Source organism: Lutimonas halocynthiae, from assembly GCF_030409835.1.
Classification (GTDB): domain Bacteria; phylum Bacteroidota; class Bacteroidia; order Flavobacteriales; family Flavobacteriaceae; genus Lutimonas; species Lutimonas halocynthiae.
Genome location: NZ_JAUFQO010000016.1, coordinates 718,263 through 733,564 on the forward strand (window position 1 = coordinate 718,263; position 15,302 = coordinate 733,564).

General features: G+C 35.4%; 13 protein-coding genes. 8 read left to right on the forward strand and 5 right to left on the reverse strand.

All coding sequences use genetic code 11. From position 1 onward, the window contains the following. The 3 genes from QWY87_RS16295 to QWY87_RS16305 form a co-directional block, all read right to left on the reverse strand. Window positions 1-1,010, reverse strand: a 1,010-nt coding sequence (locus QWY87_RS16295) for an MBOAT family O-acyltransferase (protein WP_290293737.1), incomplete at its 3' end; no start/stop codon positions are given. A gap of 49 nt (window positions 1,011-1,059) precedes the next feature. Continuing rightward, a complete protein-coding gene (locus QWY87_RS16300; protein WP_290293220.1) occupies window positions 1,060-2,067 on the reverse strand; it encodes a GNAT family N-acetyltransferase in 1,008 nt (335 codons plus the stop codon). A gap of 71 nt (window positions 2,068-2,138) precedes the next feature. Then, a complete protein-coding gene (locus QWY87_RS16305; RefSeq protein WP_290293221.1) occupies window positions 2,139-3,239 on the reverse strand; it encodes an ATP-grasp domain-containing protein in 1,101 nt (366 codons plus the stop codon). Between the two features lie 124 nt (window positions 3,240-3,363). On the opposite strand from QWY87_RS16305, the gene QWY87_RS16310 reads away from it, so the two are divergent. Next, on the forward strand, window positions 3,364-4,236 hold the full coding sequence (locus QWY87_RS16310; RefSeq protein ID WP_290293222.1) for a 7-cyano-7-deazaguanine synthase: 873 nt from the start codon (window positions 3,364-3,366) through the stop codon (window positions 4,234-4,236). On the opposite strand, the gene mnmA is transcribed toward QWY87_RS16310, so the two are convergent. Beyond that, complete coding sequence (gene mnmA, locus QWY87_RS16315; RefSeq protein ID WP_290293223.1) at window positions 4,179-5,366, reverse strand: tRNA 2-thiouridine(34) synthase MnmA; 1,188 nt, start codon at window positions 5,364-5,366, stop codon at window positions 4,179-4,181. The two genes, QWY87_RS16310 and mnmA, sit on opposite strands and share 58 nt — an antisense overlap. 105 nt (window positions 5,367-5,471) lie before the next feature. Beyond that, window positions 5,472-6,161 (reverse strand): toxin-antitoxin system YwqK family antitoxin, encoded by a 690-nt coding sequence (locus QWY87_RS16320; RefSeq protein WP_290293225.1) that lies wholly within the window; start codon window positions 6,159-6,161, stop codon window positions 5,472-5,474. Window positions 6,162-6,344: 183 nt separating this feature from the next. On the opposite strand from QWY87_RS16320, the gene QWY87_RS16325 reads away from it, so the two are divergent. The 7 genes from QWY87_RS16325 (at window position 6,345) to QWY87_RS16355 (ending at window position 15,297) form a co-directional block, all read left to right on the forward strand. Continuing rightward, window positions 6,345-6,899 carry a hypothetical protein gene (locus tag QWY87_RS16325; protein ID WP_290293227.1) on the forward strand — a complete coding sequence of 185 codons (555 nt, stop codon included), beginning with the start codon at window positions 6,345-6,347 and terminating at the stop codon, window positions 6,897-6,899. Window positions 6,900-6,961: 62 nt separating this feature from the next. Beyond that, window positions 6,962-8,305 carry an adenylosuccinate lyase gene (gene purB / locus QWY87_RS16330; RefSeq protein ID WP_290293229.1) on the forward strand — a complete coding sequence of 448 codons (1,344 nt, stop codon included), beginning with the start codon at window positions 6,962-6,964 and terminating at the stop codon, window positions 8,303-8,305. A gap of 5 nt (window positions 8,306-8,310) precedes the next feature. Then, window positions 8,311-8,679 (forward strand): DNA topoisomerase IV, encoded by a 369-nt coding sequence (locus QWY87_RS16335; RefSeq protein ID WP_290293232.1) that lies wholly within the window; start codon window positions 8,311-8,313, stop codon window positions 8,677-8,679. A gap of 18 nt (window positions 8,680-8,697) precedes the next feature. After that, complete coding sequence (locus QWY87_RS16340) at window positions 8,698-9,474, forward strand: TerC family protein (protein WP_290293234.1); 777 nt, start codon at window positions 8,698-8,700, stop codon at window positions 9,472-9,474. Between the two features lie 184 nt (window positions 9,475-9,658). Then, entirely contained in the window at window positions 9,659-10,990 is a 1,332-nt protein-coding gene (locus QWY87_RS16345) for a TolC family protein (protein ID WP_290293236.1), read from the forward strand. Window positions 10,991-10,992: 2 nt separating this feature from the next. Then, window positions 10,993-12,090 carry an efflux RND transporter periplasmic adaptor subunit gene (locus QWY87_RS16350; protein ID WP_290293238.1) on the forward strand — a complete coding sequence of 366 codons (1,098 nt, stop codon included), beginning with the start codon at window positions 10,993-10,995 and terminating at the stop codon, window positions 12,088-12,090. Between the two features lie 6 nt (window positions 12,091-12,096). Next, window positions 12,097-15,297, forward strand: a complete 3,201-nt coding sequence (locus QWY87_RS16355) for an efflux RND transporter permease subunit (RefSeq protein WP_290293239.1) — start codon at window positions 12,097-12,099, stop codon at window positions 15,295-15,297. Window positions 15,298-15,302 lie beyond the last annotated feature (5 nt).

Here is a 15,302-nt window from a genome sequence, read left to right on the forward strand (position 1 = left end):
GCTCCCCAAACAATAAATGTCCAGTTAGCTCCATGCCAAAAACCACTAACGATGAATATGATAAATGTATTTCGGATTTTCATCGACAATCCTCCTCTACTACCTCCTAATGGGATATACAAATAATCTCTGAACCAGGTGGATAATGAAATATGCCATCGGCGCCAGAATTCCGCAATGTCTCTTGAGAAATACGGAAAAGCAAAGTTCTTCATTAAATTAAAACCGAAGAGTCTTGACGTTCCAATAGCAATATCAGAATATCCTGAAAAATCACCATAAATTTGAAATGCAAAAAACAAGGCTCCTAAGAACAAGGTACTTCCTGAATAATCACCTGAATTATTAAATATCTCATTGGCAAACTGTGCTGCATTATCAGCAATAACCACCTTTTTAAACAATCCCCATAAGATTTGTTTCAAACCATCGATGGCCTTATTAGAATCAAAGGTTCTCTTTTTATAAAACTGTGGTAAAAGATTCGTCGCTCTCTCGATGGGACCAGCAACTAATTGTGGGAAAAAGCTTACGAAAGCAGCAAAGGCAATAAAATCTTTGGTTGGCTCTAATTTCTTTTTATAGACATCTATGGTATAACTAAGTGTTTGGAAAGTATAAAAACTAATACCTACAGGTAAGATTATTTGAAGACTTCCTGCCTTGAAGACATATCCGAAGAAACTAAAAGCCTCAATAAAATTATCTAGAAAGAAGTTATAGTACTTGAAAAATCCTAAAAATCCAAGGTTCACTATAATACTTGTCCATAGTAATAAAAGCCTTCTTGAACCATTATTCTCATCTCTTAGCTTCCTACCTACCGTATAATCTACAAGTGTACTGAATAAGATCAAAGATAAAAAACGCCAATCCCACCATCCATAGAAAACATAACTTGCCACAACAATCAACAAATTCTGAAGCTTCAGATTCTTGTTTGTCACAAACCAATACAGCACAAAGACTATAGGTAAAAAAATGGCAAAATCAAGTGAGTTGAATAGCATATGACCTTTTTTAATCAATAATAACCAATGTTGCAATTACTTACAGCATTTAAGCTATCATCCTTCTAAATTTATTTTGGATTCTAAAAAGTAATGGATTACTGGCTCTTGAATACATTCCATTTTCAACAAGTTCACCACCAAAGCGCGACTTGTATTTTCTAATGTTATTCTCCCATCCTTTTCTACCTGCTCCCATATAATCAAAAAACGATATACCCTTTTTTAAACCAAATTGCATGACTGACCAATCGAGTACACTGTCTGGATCCAGAAAACCAAAATCAGCATTCAAACTGCCTCTAAACCAGCCATATAGATACGTTTCATCAAACAGAAAAAAACCGCCACCAATCACCTTTCCTTCAAAACTTACCATATTCAATCCGGTAAACTCCAATTTCATTAACTGAATAAAGAAATTTAAATCTGGTATGGGCAAGGTTAATTTTTTATCATTCCTAATATAGATTTTTTCCAGAATACTATAAATAACCTCAATATTTTCCTCAGTCTTATCATAAGAAATTTCAACACCTTTTTTTAATGAAGACCTGATTTCTCTTCTTTTGTTCCTGCTAAATCTCGAAAAAACAAGCTCCTCAGTATCTAATTGAATCAGATAGTTCACTTTAGGAATGTACTCCCATTTGTGCTTTGTGAAATTATCCTTTAAATATGGATCTCTTCCCAAATTTCTGAATTCAGTAAATCTGGAAATACGCTTTAAAAAAGCGCCTAGTTTTAGAATAAAGGCATCATAAAGGCCATTGTCATTATGCAAAAACAACGGGCCTCCATATATAAGTGCAGTCTTATCGTGATATTTTGTTTTACTCTTGCCAACTGGAGCAACAACTCCTGTACAAAAAGCCAGACATTCTCCTTTTGAATTCTCAGCCATAAAAACAAAGGGTTTGTAATTAACTAAGCAATTCCAAAACCCATACATTTCAAAGGATTGAAATGCGTTATTTTTTGGATGATTTTTATAAAAATGCCTCCATTTATCCTGATTTATCAAGTCAATGGAATCATAATATATTAAGTCATTCATAAATAATGGTTTAATAATATTTAATAACGTGAAAATAACAATTTATTGCAGTAATCTATACTTGAAGTGGTTTAGCTCCTATTATTCTTAGAATTGAAATAGTCTTTTATCAATGGCAAAGGATCAGTAAAATGTTTCAATTGATAGTTATGTTTCGCAATAGAAAAACTTTTTTTCTTATTAGATAATTTAGACTTCATAATCCTAATCAGCCCCTTATTACCTGAACAAGTATCAAAACTATAGGCTGGCTGGTCATAGGCTATTCCCATAGATGTTAAAATATACAAGTATGGAAAATTTATACCGACACTTTTTGATGCTTCAATTGAACCCCATGCCCGTGGATTGATTTCTAATATTTTAAATGTACCATCCATCTTGTCATATCTTAGGTCTACATGAGCGAATCCAGTCCAATTCAAGTTCTTCATCATTTTTGAAACACTACTATAAATATCATCCTCATATAAAAATTCCACGCTAAGCGCAGCGCTATATTTGCAAGTACTAAAGACATAACCTTTTTGGATCGTATAGGCTAAAATAGTGCCCTTTAAACAAAGAACACTCATATCAATGTCATAACCATCTATCATTTCCTGGGCCATATAATCCTTATTGGTATTAAACCCTTCCTTCAACATATTCGCATCTAAAATCGTTTTTATTCCAAAACCTCCCATTCCAATTTTTGGTTTTAGCAGCAAAGGAAAATCTAAAGGAAATTGATTTTGCTTCACAGGTTCTAAACAATCTAAGGAAATTGGAGAAGGAAGCTTGTTTGAGATTAGAAACTTGTAAAATTTCCATTTGTCTAATGTTGAATCAAAAGAATTAAGTGGTGGAACCAAAAGAGTAGCCAGCTCATTTATGTCATCGGAATGTGCTGATAGCAACCTGATATCTTCAATTTCTACAGGCATGATGACATTAATCTTATTTAATGTTATTTGAGTCTTGATAAACTCAATCCAATTTTCATCGTAACCATACTGATTTTCAAAAGTATAAGAAGCGATAAATCTCGAATACTTAATAGATGCATTCTTATTCCTGGAAAGAACATGAACGTCTACATCCTTGCAATTCGATAAACAATTCACAACAAATTTGGCAAGAACTCTTTCTCCATCAGGAATTAGAACATTTATGGGACTGTCAAAATTCATTTTTCGTAATCGAATTAACCTTATTTTAAATTTCTAATAATTGTTTTTTTGAGTTTCATCATAATATTTAAAGAATAAAACTGTTTAATTATAGGAATATTTTATTTGAATAAATAATTTAAAAATGAATAAGTCAGATAAATGTATTAATCTTTTATGGACAGGAGGCTGGGATTCGACCTTTCAACTACTGCAAGCTGCATTGAAGTACCATTCAAAGGTACAGCCATATTATATCATTGACCCAAATAGGAAATCAATTGCTAACGAGTTAATGGCCATGAGAAAGATTAAATCTGCGCTATTCAATTCATTTCCTGAAGCTAAAGAATTGATCCTTCCAATTATTTTTTGCAAGGTAGACGATGTAGAAATAGATGAGGATATTGAAAAAGCATTCCTGAATTTTAAAAAAGAAAAGCATATTGGAATACAATACCTCTGGTTAGCCAGTTATTGTAAAAAGAATATGATTTCGGATATGCAACTCTCTATTGAAAAATCTCTTTTACCAGATCCTAACCTTTGGGATGCCAATCTGGAAGGGAAACTTGTAGAGAAGAAATTGAATAATCAAGTAGTTGAATATATGGACTCATCTTTCAAAGGTTCCAAGGAATATGAGATTTTTCAATATTTCGCCTTCCCTTTGATGCAAACAACAAAACAAGAAATGCTGGAAATAGCAAGAGAAAAAGATTGGTTCCAAATAATAGAACAAAGCTGGTTTTGTCTTTTTCCTACTCACAAAAATGAACCATGCGGTATATGCAAACCTTGTACACAAACAATATCTGATGGTTTTGCCTTTAGAATGCCAAAAAACAGGAGACTCTTTGCTGCCTATGTCAATAAATTTGAGATCCCTGTAAAAACAATGGCCAAAAAAATTCTTCAAGGCTTTGGTTTATTCAAAAAACAAGATGGTCACTTCATAGATTACCCAATCACGCCAGAACCCAACAATTCATCATCCAGATACCAGGCAACAAACTGACCTTCTGTAATTGCAGATTGAGCATTTTTAAAAGACACATAAAGACCATTTTCGGCTCTGTATATTGTCGCCTTTTCTAAGGGCTGTCTGTATCTAATTCTAGCCAAAACTTCCATTTCATCTCCTACCTCAAGTGCCAGATCTTCTCTGATCCAATGAATCTCAGATGCATCAACAAAAAGCACACTTCTATACAAACCTTTATGCTCTTTACCTTCACCAGTATAAATCACATTTTCTTCCACATCTGTATCAATAACAAATAAAGGCTCAACAGTACCACCTACGGCCAGGCCTTTACGTTGTCCTTTGGTGAAATAATGAGCTCCCTGATGCTTGCCTACTGCTTTTCCATCCTCTACAGCATAGTGAAATTTTTGGCTATTAAACTTAAGGGCCTCTTCTCGATTAGAAAATTCAGGTATTTCTCTATTGTAAATTGTTGAATCGTTCGGAATTTGAACGATAACACCTTCTTTTGGCTTTAATTGTTGTTGTAAAAATTCAGGTAATCTGACTTTACCGATAAAGCAAAGTCCTTGAGAATCCTTTTTTTCTGCTGTAACAAGTTCAAGTTCAGCTGCGATCTCGCGCACCTCAGATTTGTTTAATTCACCAATAGGAAACATGGCTTTTGCTAATTGATCCTGAGATAACTGACAAAGAAAATAAGATTGATCTTTGTTGTTATCCTTCCCAGCTAAAAGACTGTAAACCATTTTGCCATCAATCTCTTGTTCAGATTTCCTGCAATAATGACCGGTAGCCACATAATCAGCATTAAGATCCATGGCAATGTCCATAAAAACATCAAACTTGATCTCTCGGTTACACAAGACGTCCGGATTTGGCGTCCTTCCTCTTTCATACTCTCTGAACATGTAATCGACTATGCGTTCTTTGTATTGTTCACTAAGATCAACTACCTGAAATGGAATACCCAGTTTTTCAGCCACAAGCATGGCATCATTACTATCTTCGAGCCACGGGCATTCATTGGATATGGTAACAGTATCATCATGCCAGTTTTTCATAAAAAGCCCAATAACCTCGTATCCCTGCTGCTTCAATAAATAAGCGGCAACACTAGAATCAACTCCTCCTGATAAACCAACAATAACTCTTTTCATGATTAAAAAAATTGCGTCGGCAAAGATACGAAAAACTAAAAGTAATTTGATTATTTAGAGACTTCTTTAACTATAGTCTCTCAATCAAAGATTGCGTGCGGTTGATTAATCACGCTCCGGCTTCAGTGCAGGCTGTTCGGTACTGACCAGCTCGCCATCAACGTAATTCTCCCAGGTACCAACTCTTAAATCATCCTTAAATGGTCCTTTTTTGATCAAATCGCCAGTCTTTCGGCTATAATAAGTTGCCATTCCATTTAGTTTCCCTTTGGAATAATTAAAGTCCTGGTACATAAATCCTTTAATAGCATACTTTTTATAATTTCCATGAAGTAAACCATTTTTATAAGTAGCCTCTTCAGTAAGTTCTCCTGATGGGTAATAAGTTTTATAAGCTCCGTCTAATTTACCATTAACATAATTTTCTTCACTCATTATTGACTTACCATCGGCGTGATAGTAAAACCATTTCCCTTCTCTTTCTTTTCCTTTCATAAGGCCTTTACTTTCTAAGGCGCCTCCAGGTGTGAAAAAACTGACATCAGCCAGCTCACTATTGCTTTTATATTCTTTTATGATAATAGGGTTATCAGAATTAGAAGCAGAAAAATATTTAAAAACCCCAACTTCTTTTCCATGCTCAAATGTTCCAGCATATCTGATTCTATCATTGTTATAATACTTTCTCCACACGCCATGTCGATTGCCATCAGCATCTGTTTGATTGATATCTGCTTGCGCATATACCATTCCAAGATTCATAAAACAAATCAAAAACAAAATATATCTATACATCCGAATAAATTTTCTACTTAAATAACTCTTAAATCAACAAATTGTTGCCCAATTTAACTGACTAATTCATAGGGTAAAAATAGAAATATTTTTTAATTTTATACTTTCAGCCGGTATATATTAATATCTGAAAGAATAAGGCCTTTCTGACAGCCTGCTTTCGTGTATTAGAATAATAATATTATGGACAAAATGGAGCTCGATCTCATATTGGCTATTGTAAAAAATGCCAAAAGAAGCTATAGGGATGCTGCCGCTAAAGCTGTATTAGACAGACCTGAAATTCTTCCGGAGCTCATCGATAAAACATTTGATATTGATGATCCTTTACACATTAAAGCAGCCTGGATACTTGAATTGGTATGCCTTGATGATTGCAGCCTCTTAAATGAATACATCGTTACTTTTATTCAGGGAATGTCAACATTAAAACACGAAAGCGCTCTAAGGCCTGTCTCCAAAATCTGTTCTATCTGGAGCCGTTATTACTTTTCTAATATCTCAGATCTTGAAGAACTCAAAAAGAAAGAAATAGATGAAATAATTTCATGTAATTTTGACTGGTTAATTGAAGAGCATAAGGTAGCAACTCAAGTATATGCTATGGACACTTTAAAACTTTGGGGAAATCACGAAAAATGGATCAATGAAGAATTGAGATCAGTTTTACAAAAAAATGCGGATTCAGGAACAAGCGGATATAAGGTCCATGCTCGGAAATTGTTAAAAAATCTATAGATAAATGATGTGTAAAAAAGTCTAATAAGCTATTTTTGCAGCTTACAAAAAAACGAACTATTATGAATTTGACAGCATTGAATGCCATTTCTCCAATTGACGGTAGATACCGAAATAAAATCGAAGGTCTTTCTGCCTTTTTTTCAGAAGAAGCACTCATTAAATACAGGGTCAGAATTGAAATTGAATATTTCATTGCCCTTTGTCAGATTCCTTTACCTCAATTAAAAGATTTTGATTCAAATCTTTTCCCAGTTCTCCGAAAAATCTATGATGATTTCACAAGCGAAGATGCCTTAAGAATAAAAGAAATTGAAAGTATTACCAATCATGATGTAAAGGCGGTAGAATATTTTATCAAGGAAAAATTTGATGATTTACAACTGCAACAATACAAAGAGTTTATCCATTTTGGTCTTACCTCTCAGGATATTAACAATACGGCAGTACCCTTATCACTTAAGGATGCTTATGAAAGTGTTTACTTGCCGGAAATAAACGCATTAATTGAAAAACTTGAATCCCTTGCCAACGAATGGAGCGGTATTTCAATGCTAGCTAAGACCCATGGTCAACCTGCTTCGCCAACAAGACTCGGTAAAGAAATATATGTCTTTATAGAAAGAATTAAACAACAACTGAAACTGGTAAATGGAGTCCCATTTGCTGCCAAATTTGGCGGGGCTACCGGAAATTTCAATGCGCATAAGGTTGCCTATCCAAATCAAGACTGGAAAGCCTTTGGAAGTCATTTTGTTCAAGACATATTAGGCTTGAGCCACTCCTTCCCTACTACACAAATTGAGCATTATGACCATCTTGCCGCATTTTTTGATGGTTTAAAAAGGATCAACACCATTTTAATCGATTTCAATAGAGATGTATGGCAATATGTTTCAATGAATTATTTCAAACAGAAGATCAAAAAAGGTGAAGTAGGGTCTTCGGCCATGCCTCATAAAGTTAACCCTATTGATTTTGAAAACAGCGAAGGAAATTTAGGAATAGCCAATGCTATTTTTGAGCATTTATCCGCTAAATTACCTATTTCAAGATTGCAAAGAGATCTTACTGATTCAACTGTTCTGAGGAACATAGGGGTCCCTATAGGTCATACGATCATTTCTTTCAAATCAACATTGAAAGGCTTGAATAAATTACTTTTAAATAAAGAGGCCTTTGACAAGGATCTGGAAGATAATTGGGCTGTTGCTGCCGAGGCAATTCAAACCATATTAAGGAGAGAAGCGTATCCTGACCCTTATGAAGCATTAAAGGGGCTTACCAGAACAAATGCCAAGATTGACCGAAAATCAATTGCTGATTTTATAGACACCCTTGATGTCGATGAATCTATTAAAATGGAGCTCAAAGCTATAACTCCTCATAATTATACAGGAATTTAATTATTATGCGATATTTTGCCATCATCATCTTATTCTTAGCAACAGCATCTTGTTTAACAAACAGTAATATTCATGTTGATGAGCTTAAATATGGTTCCTTCGAAACGACTTTAGAAGATAAGGAGACCATTTCATACGCAATTCGAAATGATTCCATTCAGATAGAAGATTTTAACGGAATAAAAGATACCTTTAATATCAAATGGATTGATCAGTTTGAATATGTTTTGGTAAAGAAAAATCCGAAAACTATGCTTGACAGTACTCCTTTTCACGTGAAAATTACTGGTATCAAAAATAACACCTATACCTTTAATGCTTATTATAAAGGATCTAACTTTAAACAGAAAGGCACAGCAGTCAAATTAAATTGACATAATAATAAAATAACCATGGAAATATTTTATCATATAGACACTTGGGTAGCATTCGTGACGCTTACGTTTCTTGAAATCGTCCTCGGAATTGATAATATCATATTCATCTCGATTACAGCGGGAAAACTCCCTGAAAATCAAATTAAAAAAGCAACCAATATCGGATTGCTGCTGGCCATGGTTTTTAGAATAATATTACTCATTGGCGTTTCCTTTATTATTGCGATGAAGGATGCTCTTTTCACTATAGACCTTTCATGGTTTCAAGCAGCTGTTTCTGGCCAGAGCCTTATCCTACTTGGAGGTGGTATTTTTCTTTTGTACAAAAGCACCAGTGAAATTCATCACAAGGTAGAAGGTATAAGTGAAGAAGAAAAGGCGAAGACAGATGTTAAATCTTCTTTATCTAAAGTTATTATTCAAATCGTGCTCATAGATATTATTTTTTCTTTCGACTCTGTATTAACAGCGGTTGGTATGACTAATGGTTTGGATGGCGCCTTAATCGTTATGATCGCAGCTGTTATTGTTTCAATTATAATTATGATGATTTTCGCATTACCAGTTGGTAAATTTGTCAACAAACATCCTACAATACAAATGCTCGCCCTTTCTTTCCTAATACTTATTGGATTTATGCTAGTGACTGAAAGTGCCCACTTATCGAATGCTGTAATTTTTGGACAACATGTTGGAGCCATTCCAAAAGGCTATCTCTATTTTGCCATAGCATTTTCATTAGGTGTTGAGGCCTTAAATATGAAAATGCGCCGATTACGTATAAATCCATAAAAGTTAAATCTTTCGTACTTACGCCACAATTTTCAAAATGATTGAGCTAATCTGCTTTGTCAGTTGTGTTTAGCAGTATCAACAATTTTACACTACAACAAATTGACTCCCTCTTCTGTACCCTAAGTTACTTAGACAAGTTCTACTCCGCTCTAGTTTTGCAAGGAATTAATTGATATAATCCATGCATTCATTAAGAAAAATCCAATCGATACTCAAAGAGAATTTTGTACTTGTGCTATTTTTGGCAGCCTTACAAATTCAGGCTCAAACGAGTTCAGTAATTAGTCTTGACGAAGTTAAGTCTAAAGCAAAAGAAAAGAATACCAGTCTTAAAATTTCAGAACAGGAATATGCCTTCGCGAAAGCCCAATACGAAAGCTCCAGTGCTGTCCTGTTGCCACAGATAAGTTTAAGCAACACGAGTACTTTTACCAACAATCCATTATATGCTTTCGGTTTTAAATTACTCCAAAGAGATGTAACAACCAGTGATTTTGACCCGGAATTACTGAATGATCCGGGGAATGTGGAAAATTTCAATACGAGAATAGAACTGATTCAACCATTGATCAATCTAGATGGCTGGAAAGAAAGAAAAATGGCCAACATCAATGCTGAAGCATCAAACCTGCAAATGCAAAGGACTGAAGAGTACATTGAGCTGGAAGCTACAAAAACGTATATGCAACTACAATTAGCCTACAAGTCTTTATCTGTTATGGAGATGGCTAAAGAAACGGCTGTTCAAAACCAAATATGGGCAAAGAATAATTTTGACCAAGGCCTAATGCAAAGTGCTGCCTACCTTAATATGGAAGTCAGGGTAGCCGAAATCGAGCATAAATTAAATCTGGCCAAATCTAACCTTCAAAATGTATCGGATTATTTAAAATTCCTTATTGGTGAAGAATCACAATCCTTACTTAGCCCGAATGATGAACTCATACTCGACCCGATTACCACTGAAAACAATTCGATACTATCAATGAATAGAAAAGACATTCTTGCGATGCAATATTCTGTAGATGCCCAAGAAAAAATGCTCGAATCGTCAAAAATGAATTTTGTTCCAAGAGCAAATGCTGTAGCGAACTATGAATGGAATGACGCTACCTTTGGGGGCTTCGGTGCTAACAACTACATGATTGGCTTACAGCTATCATGGGATATATTTAGTGGCTATAAAAATATTGGGAAGATTCACCAAGACAAAGCACTGCTTGAAAAAGCCAGTCTTACGCAACAAAAATACATCCAGGAAAGTGAATTAGAACTCAACAAAGCAAAGCGAAAATTTGCGGATTCAAAAAATCAAGTTGAGCTAACAAGTCTTGCCCTTGAACAATCAAAAGAAGCCTTTAGAATTACTTCAAACAGGTTTAAACAAGGATTGGAAAAATCAACAGACTTACTTTATTCTGAAACCAAGTATCATGAGAAAGAGCTCGAGCACGCTAAAGCCATTTTCAATTATAACTTTTCAAAAGCCTATTTAAAATTTTTAACCATATAACTATGAAAACCATGAAGTCTAATATAAAAACTACAAACATTCTGGGGCTGTTTATTGTTGCAGCGATGTTACTTTCATCATGTTCTGATTCTAAACCTGAGAATAAGACAACAGTAACCGCAGTAAACGTTACAGTCGAAAAAGCCTCACAACCAGAGGGGAAAGGTTTTTTCAGTGCCAGTGGCCAAATAGAGGCTGAAAATTTTGCCAATATCAGTACACGAATGATGGGTTATGTATCAAAAGTATATGTAAAAGTTGGTGATAAGGTACGTAAAGGACAAGCTTTGATCGATATAAACAATTCAGATATGGAAGCACGTCGCGCACAAACTCAGGCAGGGATCAATCAGGCTAAAGCGAGTTACATAACAGCTGAGAAAAACTATCAGAGATTTCAAGTCTTATTAGAGCAAAAGAGTGCATCCCAAAAGGAATATGATGACGTGAAAACCCAATATGATATTGCAAAGGCGCAAGTTGAATCAGCTGAACAAATGCAGAAGGAAGTAGACGCCATGCTTTCGTATACCAACATAAAGGCCCCATTTAACGGAGTTATTACTTCTACTTCAGTGAAAATTGGAGATATGGCTAAACCCGGACAGTACCTGCTAAGTCTTGAAGCTCCTGGCGATTTTGTGGCTATGGCTATGATAAGTGAAAATGATATTCCCTTTATAAATAAAAATGACAGCGTCAAAGTATTTGTGAAATCCAACGGTATCAATATCACTGGTACTGTAAGTGAAATAAGTACCTCCTCTCAAAACACCGGCGGGCAGTATTTGGTGAAAATTCACTTAGCTATTCCAGAAGGGACCAGACTGTATTCAGGTATGTTTATCTCCGCAGCCTTCCCATCGAACAATCAATTAAGTTCCCAGGTCTTGATTCCAAGAGATGTCATCATAACAAAAGGCGACTTGCAAGGTATTTATACCGTAAGTGCCTCAAATACTGCAATTCTCAGATGGTTAAAGTTAGGGAAATCTCTTGGAGACAAAGTTGAAGTATTATCAGGCCTCTCCTCAGGAGAGACATACATTCTAAGCGCTGAAAGTAAATTATATAACGGAGCCAAACTCAACATAAAATAAATAGACATGGATAAAGGATTCGCAGGAAAAATAGCATCGGTCTTCTTACAATCGAAGCTGACCATTCTACTCATGATCATATTTTTGATCATTGGGGTATATAGCTCTTTTCTAATTCCAAGAGAAGAAGAACCTCAAATCGAAGTTCCAATTGCCGATATTTTTGTTGGATATCCCGGAGCAACCCCAGCAGAAATTGAATCTAAAGTGGCAAAGCCATTAGAAAAGATTGTCAGCAATTTACCTGGTGTTGAATATGTATACTCTACATCAATGCAAGGAAAAGCAATGCTTATCGTGCAGTTTTTTGTAGGTGAAGATTTAGAAAGGTCCTTCGTACAGCTTTATAATGAAATCATCAAGCATTTAGACGAAATACCTCAAGGTGTTACCATGCCACTGGTGAAAACAAGAGCCATTGATGATGTACCGGTTTTGGGATTGACATTTTGGAGTGAGAATTATGATGACTTTCAACTGAAACAAATAGTTGAAGAAGTAAATTCAGAAATTCAAAAAGTGAATGGTGTAGCCATAAGTAATATTATAGGTGGCAGAAGTCAGGAAGTGAGTGTTGTCTTAGATAAAGACAAACTTGCCGAAAACAAACTCGATATACTTACTGTGGCCCAATTGATTCAGGCTAGTAACATACAATCTAATTCTGGAGTTATTACCAATAATGATTCAGAAATAAGTATTCATACAGGTGATTTCCTGAAATCAGCAGAGGATATTGAAAACCTTATTGTCGGCGTAAATGAAAACAGACCTATTTATCTTAATCAAGTTGCCCAGGTTACCTATGGCGCTGAAACAGCTAAAAATTATGTAAATTTTGGTTATGGTAGCGCCTCAAATGAAATTTCGGCACATCCTGAGTTATACAATGCAGTAACACTTTCAATTGGAAAACAAAAGGGTGGTGATGCTATGAAAGTCTCCGAAGTAATTCTTGATCGTATTGAAGCCTTGAAGAAGGATTTAATTCCAGATGACGTCCATGTAACCGTTTCACGAAATTACGGCGCAACTGCTTCTCATAAAGTATCTGAATTGTTAAGCCATTTGTTTATCGCTATTCTTTCAGTTTCATTAGTGGTAATGCTTGCAATGGGTTGGCGGGGAGGTCTGGTAGTATTCTTATCAGTACCAGTAACATTTGCCTTGACTTTGTTCAGTTATTATTTTATGGATTATACCTTGAATCGTATCACACTTTTCGCCTTGGTATTTGTTACAGGAATTGTAGTTGATGATTCCATTATTATCGCCGAAAATATGCACAGGCACTTCAAAATGAAGCGATTACCATTTAAGCAAGCTGCCATATACGCTATTAATGAGGTTGGGAATCCGACGATTCTCGCTACATTCACCGTTATCGCCGCAGTATTACCAATGGCATTTGTTTCTGGTTTAATGGGGCCATATATGAGCCCTATGCCGATTGGAGCTTCTATTGCCATGCTGATATCCCTATTTGTAGCATTGACGATTACACCTTATTTAGGCTATATTTTCCTTCGTGAAAAAGAAGACAAGAAGAAAGGCAATAGCAAACCTGCAAAAACTTTAGAAGAATCAAGTATTTTTAAATTCTACAAAAAAACAATTGACCCGCTACTAGATAAAAAATCGTATCGCTATGCATTTTTCGGAATCAACATCTTCTTATTAATAGGAACATCTGCCATGTTTTTAACCAAACATGTGGCTGTTAAAATGCTTCCTTTTGATAATAAAAATGAGTTTCAAATCATTGTTGACATGCCTGAAGGCAGCACCCTTGAACGCACGGATATGGTGATCAAGGAGATTGCCCAATATGTGAAGGAAAGTGAATACGTTCAGAATTTTCAAACTTATACCGGAACAGCCTCCCCTATCACATTTAACGGTCTTGTAAGACATTATGACCTTAGGAGTGGTTCTAATATTGCTGATATTCAAGTAAATCTGACTGATAAAGGAGATAGAGAAGAACAAAGTCATTATATCTCAACAGTTTTCAGACCTGAAGTTCAAAAAATTGGTCAAAAGTTTGGTGCCAATATTAAGGTAGTTGAGGTACCACCGGGCCCACCAGTACTTTCTACTCTGGTTGCTGAAGTTTATGGCCCGGATCATGAAGAACAGATTAAAATTGCTGAGCAACTAAAAGGAAAGTTTACAGAAGTTGATGATGTAGTTGATGTAGACTGGATGGTTGAAAGCGATCAAACAGAATATAATTTTATTGTAGACAAGGAAAAAGCCATGTTAAATGGTGTTACGCCAATGCAGATTGTCAAAACAATGGAAATGTCATTATCTGATAAACCTATAGGGAAAATGTACAGGGATGAGGCAAACAATGATATTGGTATTGTACTAAAATTTGAAGACAAAGAAAAAGTCTCTGCTACTGACCTTATGCAGTTTAAAGTATTATCTAACAATGGAATAGCTATCCCAATAGGAGATTTAATTCAATTGAAAAAAGACACGATTCAAAAAAGTATCATGAGGAAGAATCAAAGAAGGGTGGTCTATGTAACTGCTGATATGGCTGGAGAACTGGAAAGCCCTGTTTATGCCTTGCTTTCTTTGTCGGATCTTCTGGATGACATCAACATGCCTGCGGGTTATACTTTGCAGGAAGAATGGAATCAACAGCCTCAGAACACAAATGAATACACTGTTAAATGGGACGGAGAATGGCAAATCACCTTTGAAGTATTTAGAGATTTAGGTGCTGCCTTTGCAGTAGTTGTCATCATTATTTATGTTTTACTGGTAGGGTGGTTCCAAAGTTTTAGATCTCCGGTTGTTATGCTCATTGCTATTCCGCTATCACTTGTAGGAATCATACTTGGGCACTGGATATTTGATGCCTATTTTACAGCAACTTCTATGATAGGTCTTATTGCCCTCGCAGGAATAATGGTAAGAAATTCTGTGCTTCTTGTTGATTTTATCAACCTTAGAATACAGGAAGGTGTTGACCTAAGACAAGCTGTAATTGAAGCTGGAGCTGTTCGTACCACGCCTATTCTATTAACTGCAGGAACGGTTGTCATAGGAGCTGTGGTCATGCTCTTTGATCCTATCTTTCAAGGATTGGCTATTTCTCTCTTGGGAGGAACTATATTTTCCACATTTTTAACACTACTTGCTGTTCCGCTGATTTACTATTATCTGGAAAAAAGCAAGCTAAAAAAATAAGCAAT

Bases quoted from the DNA above. Each gene is read 5' to 3' on its own strand.
- mnmA (WP_290293223.1), bottom strand. From the start codon at position 5,366: ATGAAAAGAGTTATTGTTGGTTTATCAGGAGGAGTTGATTCTAGTGTT.
- QWY87_RS16335 (WP_290293232.1), top strand. From the start codon at position 8,311: ATGCGATATTTTGCCATCATCATCTTATTCTTAGCAACAGCATCTTGT.
- QWY87_RS16350 (WP_290293238.1), top strand. From the start codon at position 10,993: ATGAAAACCATGAAGTCTAATATAAAAACTACAAACATTCTGGGGCTG.
- purB (WP_290293229.1), top strand. From the start codon at position 6,962: ATGAATTTGACAGCATTGAATGCCATTTCTCCAATTGACGGTAGATAC.
- QWY87_RS16310 (WP_290293222.1), top strand. From the start codon at position 3,364: ATGAATAAGTCAGATAAATGTATTAATCTTTTATGGACAGGAGGCTGG.
- QWY87_RS16325 (WP_290293227.1), top strand. From the start codon at position 6,345: ATGGACAAAATGGAGCTCGATCTCATATTGGCTATTGTAAAAAATGCC.
- QWY87_RS16340 (WP_290293234.1), top strand. From the start codon at position 8,698: ATGGAAATATTTTATCATATAGACACTTGGGTAGCATTCGTGACGCTT.
- QWY87_RS16345 (WP_290293236.1), top strand. From the start codon at position 9,659: ATGCATTCATTAAGAAAAATCCAATCGATACTCAAAGAGAATTTTGTA.
- QWY87_RS16300 (WP_290293220.1), bottom strand. From the start codon at position 2,067: ATGAATGACTTAATATATTATGATTCCATTGACTTGATAAATCAGGAT.
- QWY87_RS16305 (WP_290293221.1), bottom strand. From the start codon at position 3,239: ATGAATTTTGACAGTCCCATAAATGTTCTAATTCCTGATGGAGAAAGA.
- QWY87_RS16320 (WP_290293225.1), bottom strand. From the start codon at position 6,161: ATGTATAGATATATTTTGTTTTTGATTTGTTTTATGAATCTTGGAATG.
- QWY87_RS16355 (WP_290293239.1), top strand. From the start codon at position 12,097: ATGGATAAAGGATTCGCAGGAAAAATAGCATCGGTCTTCTTACAATCG.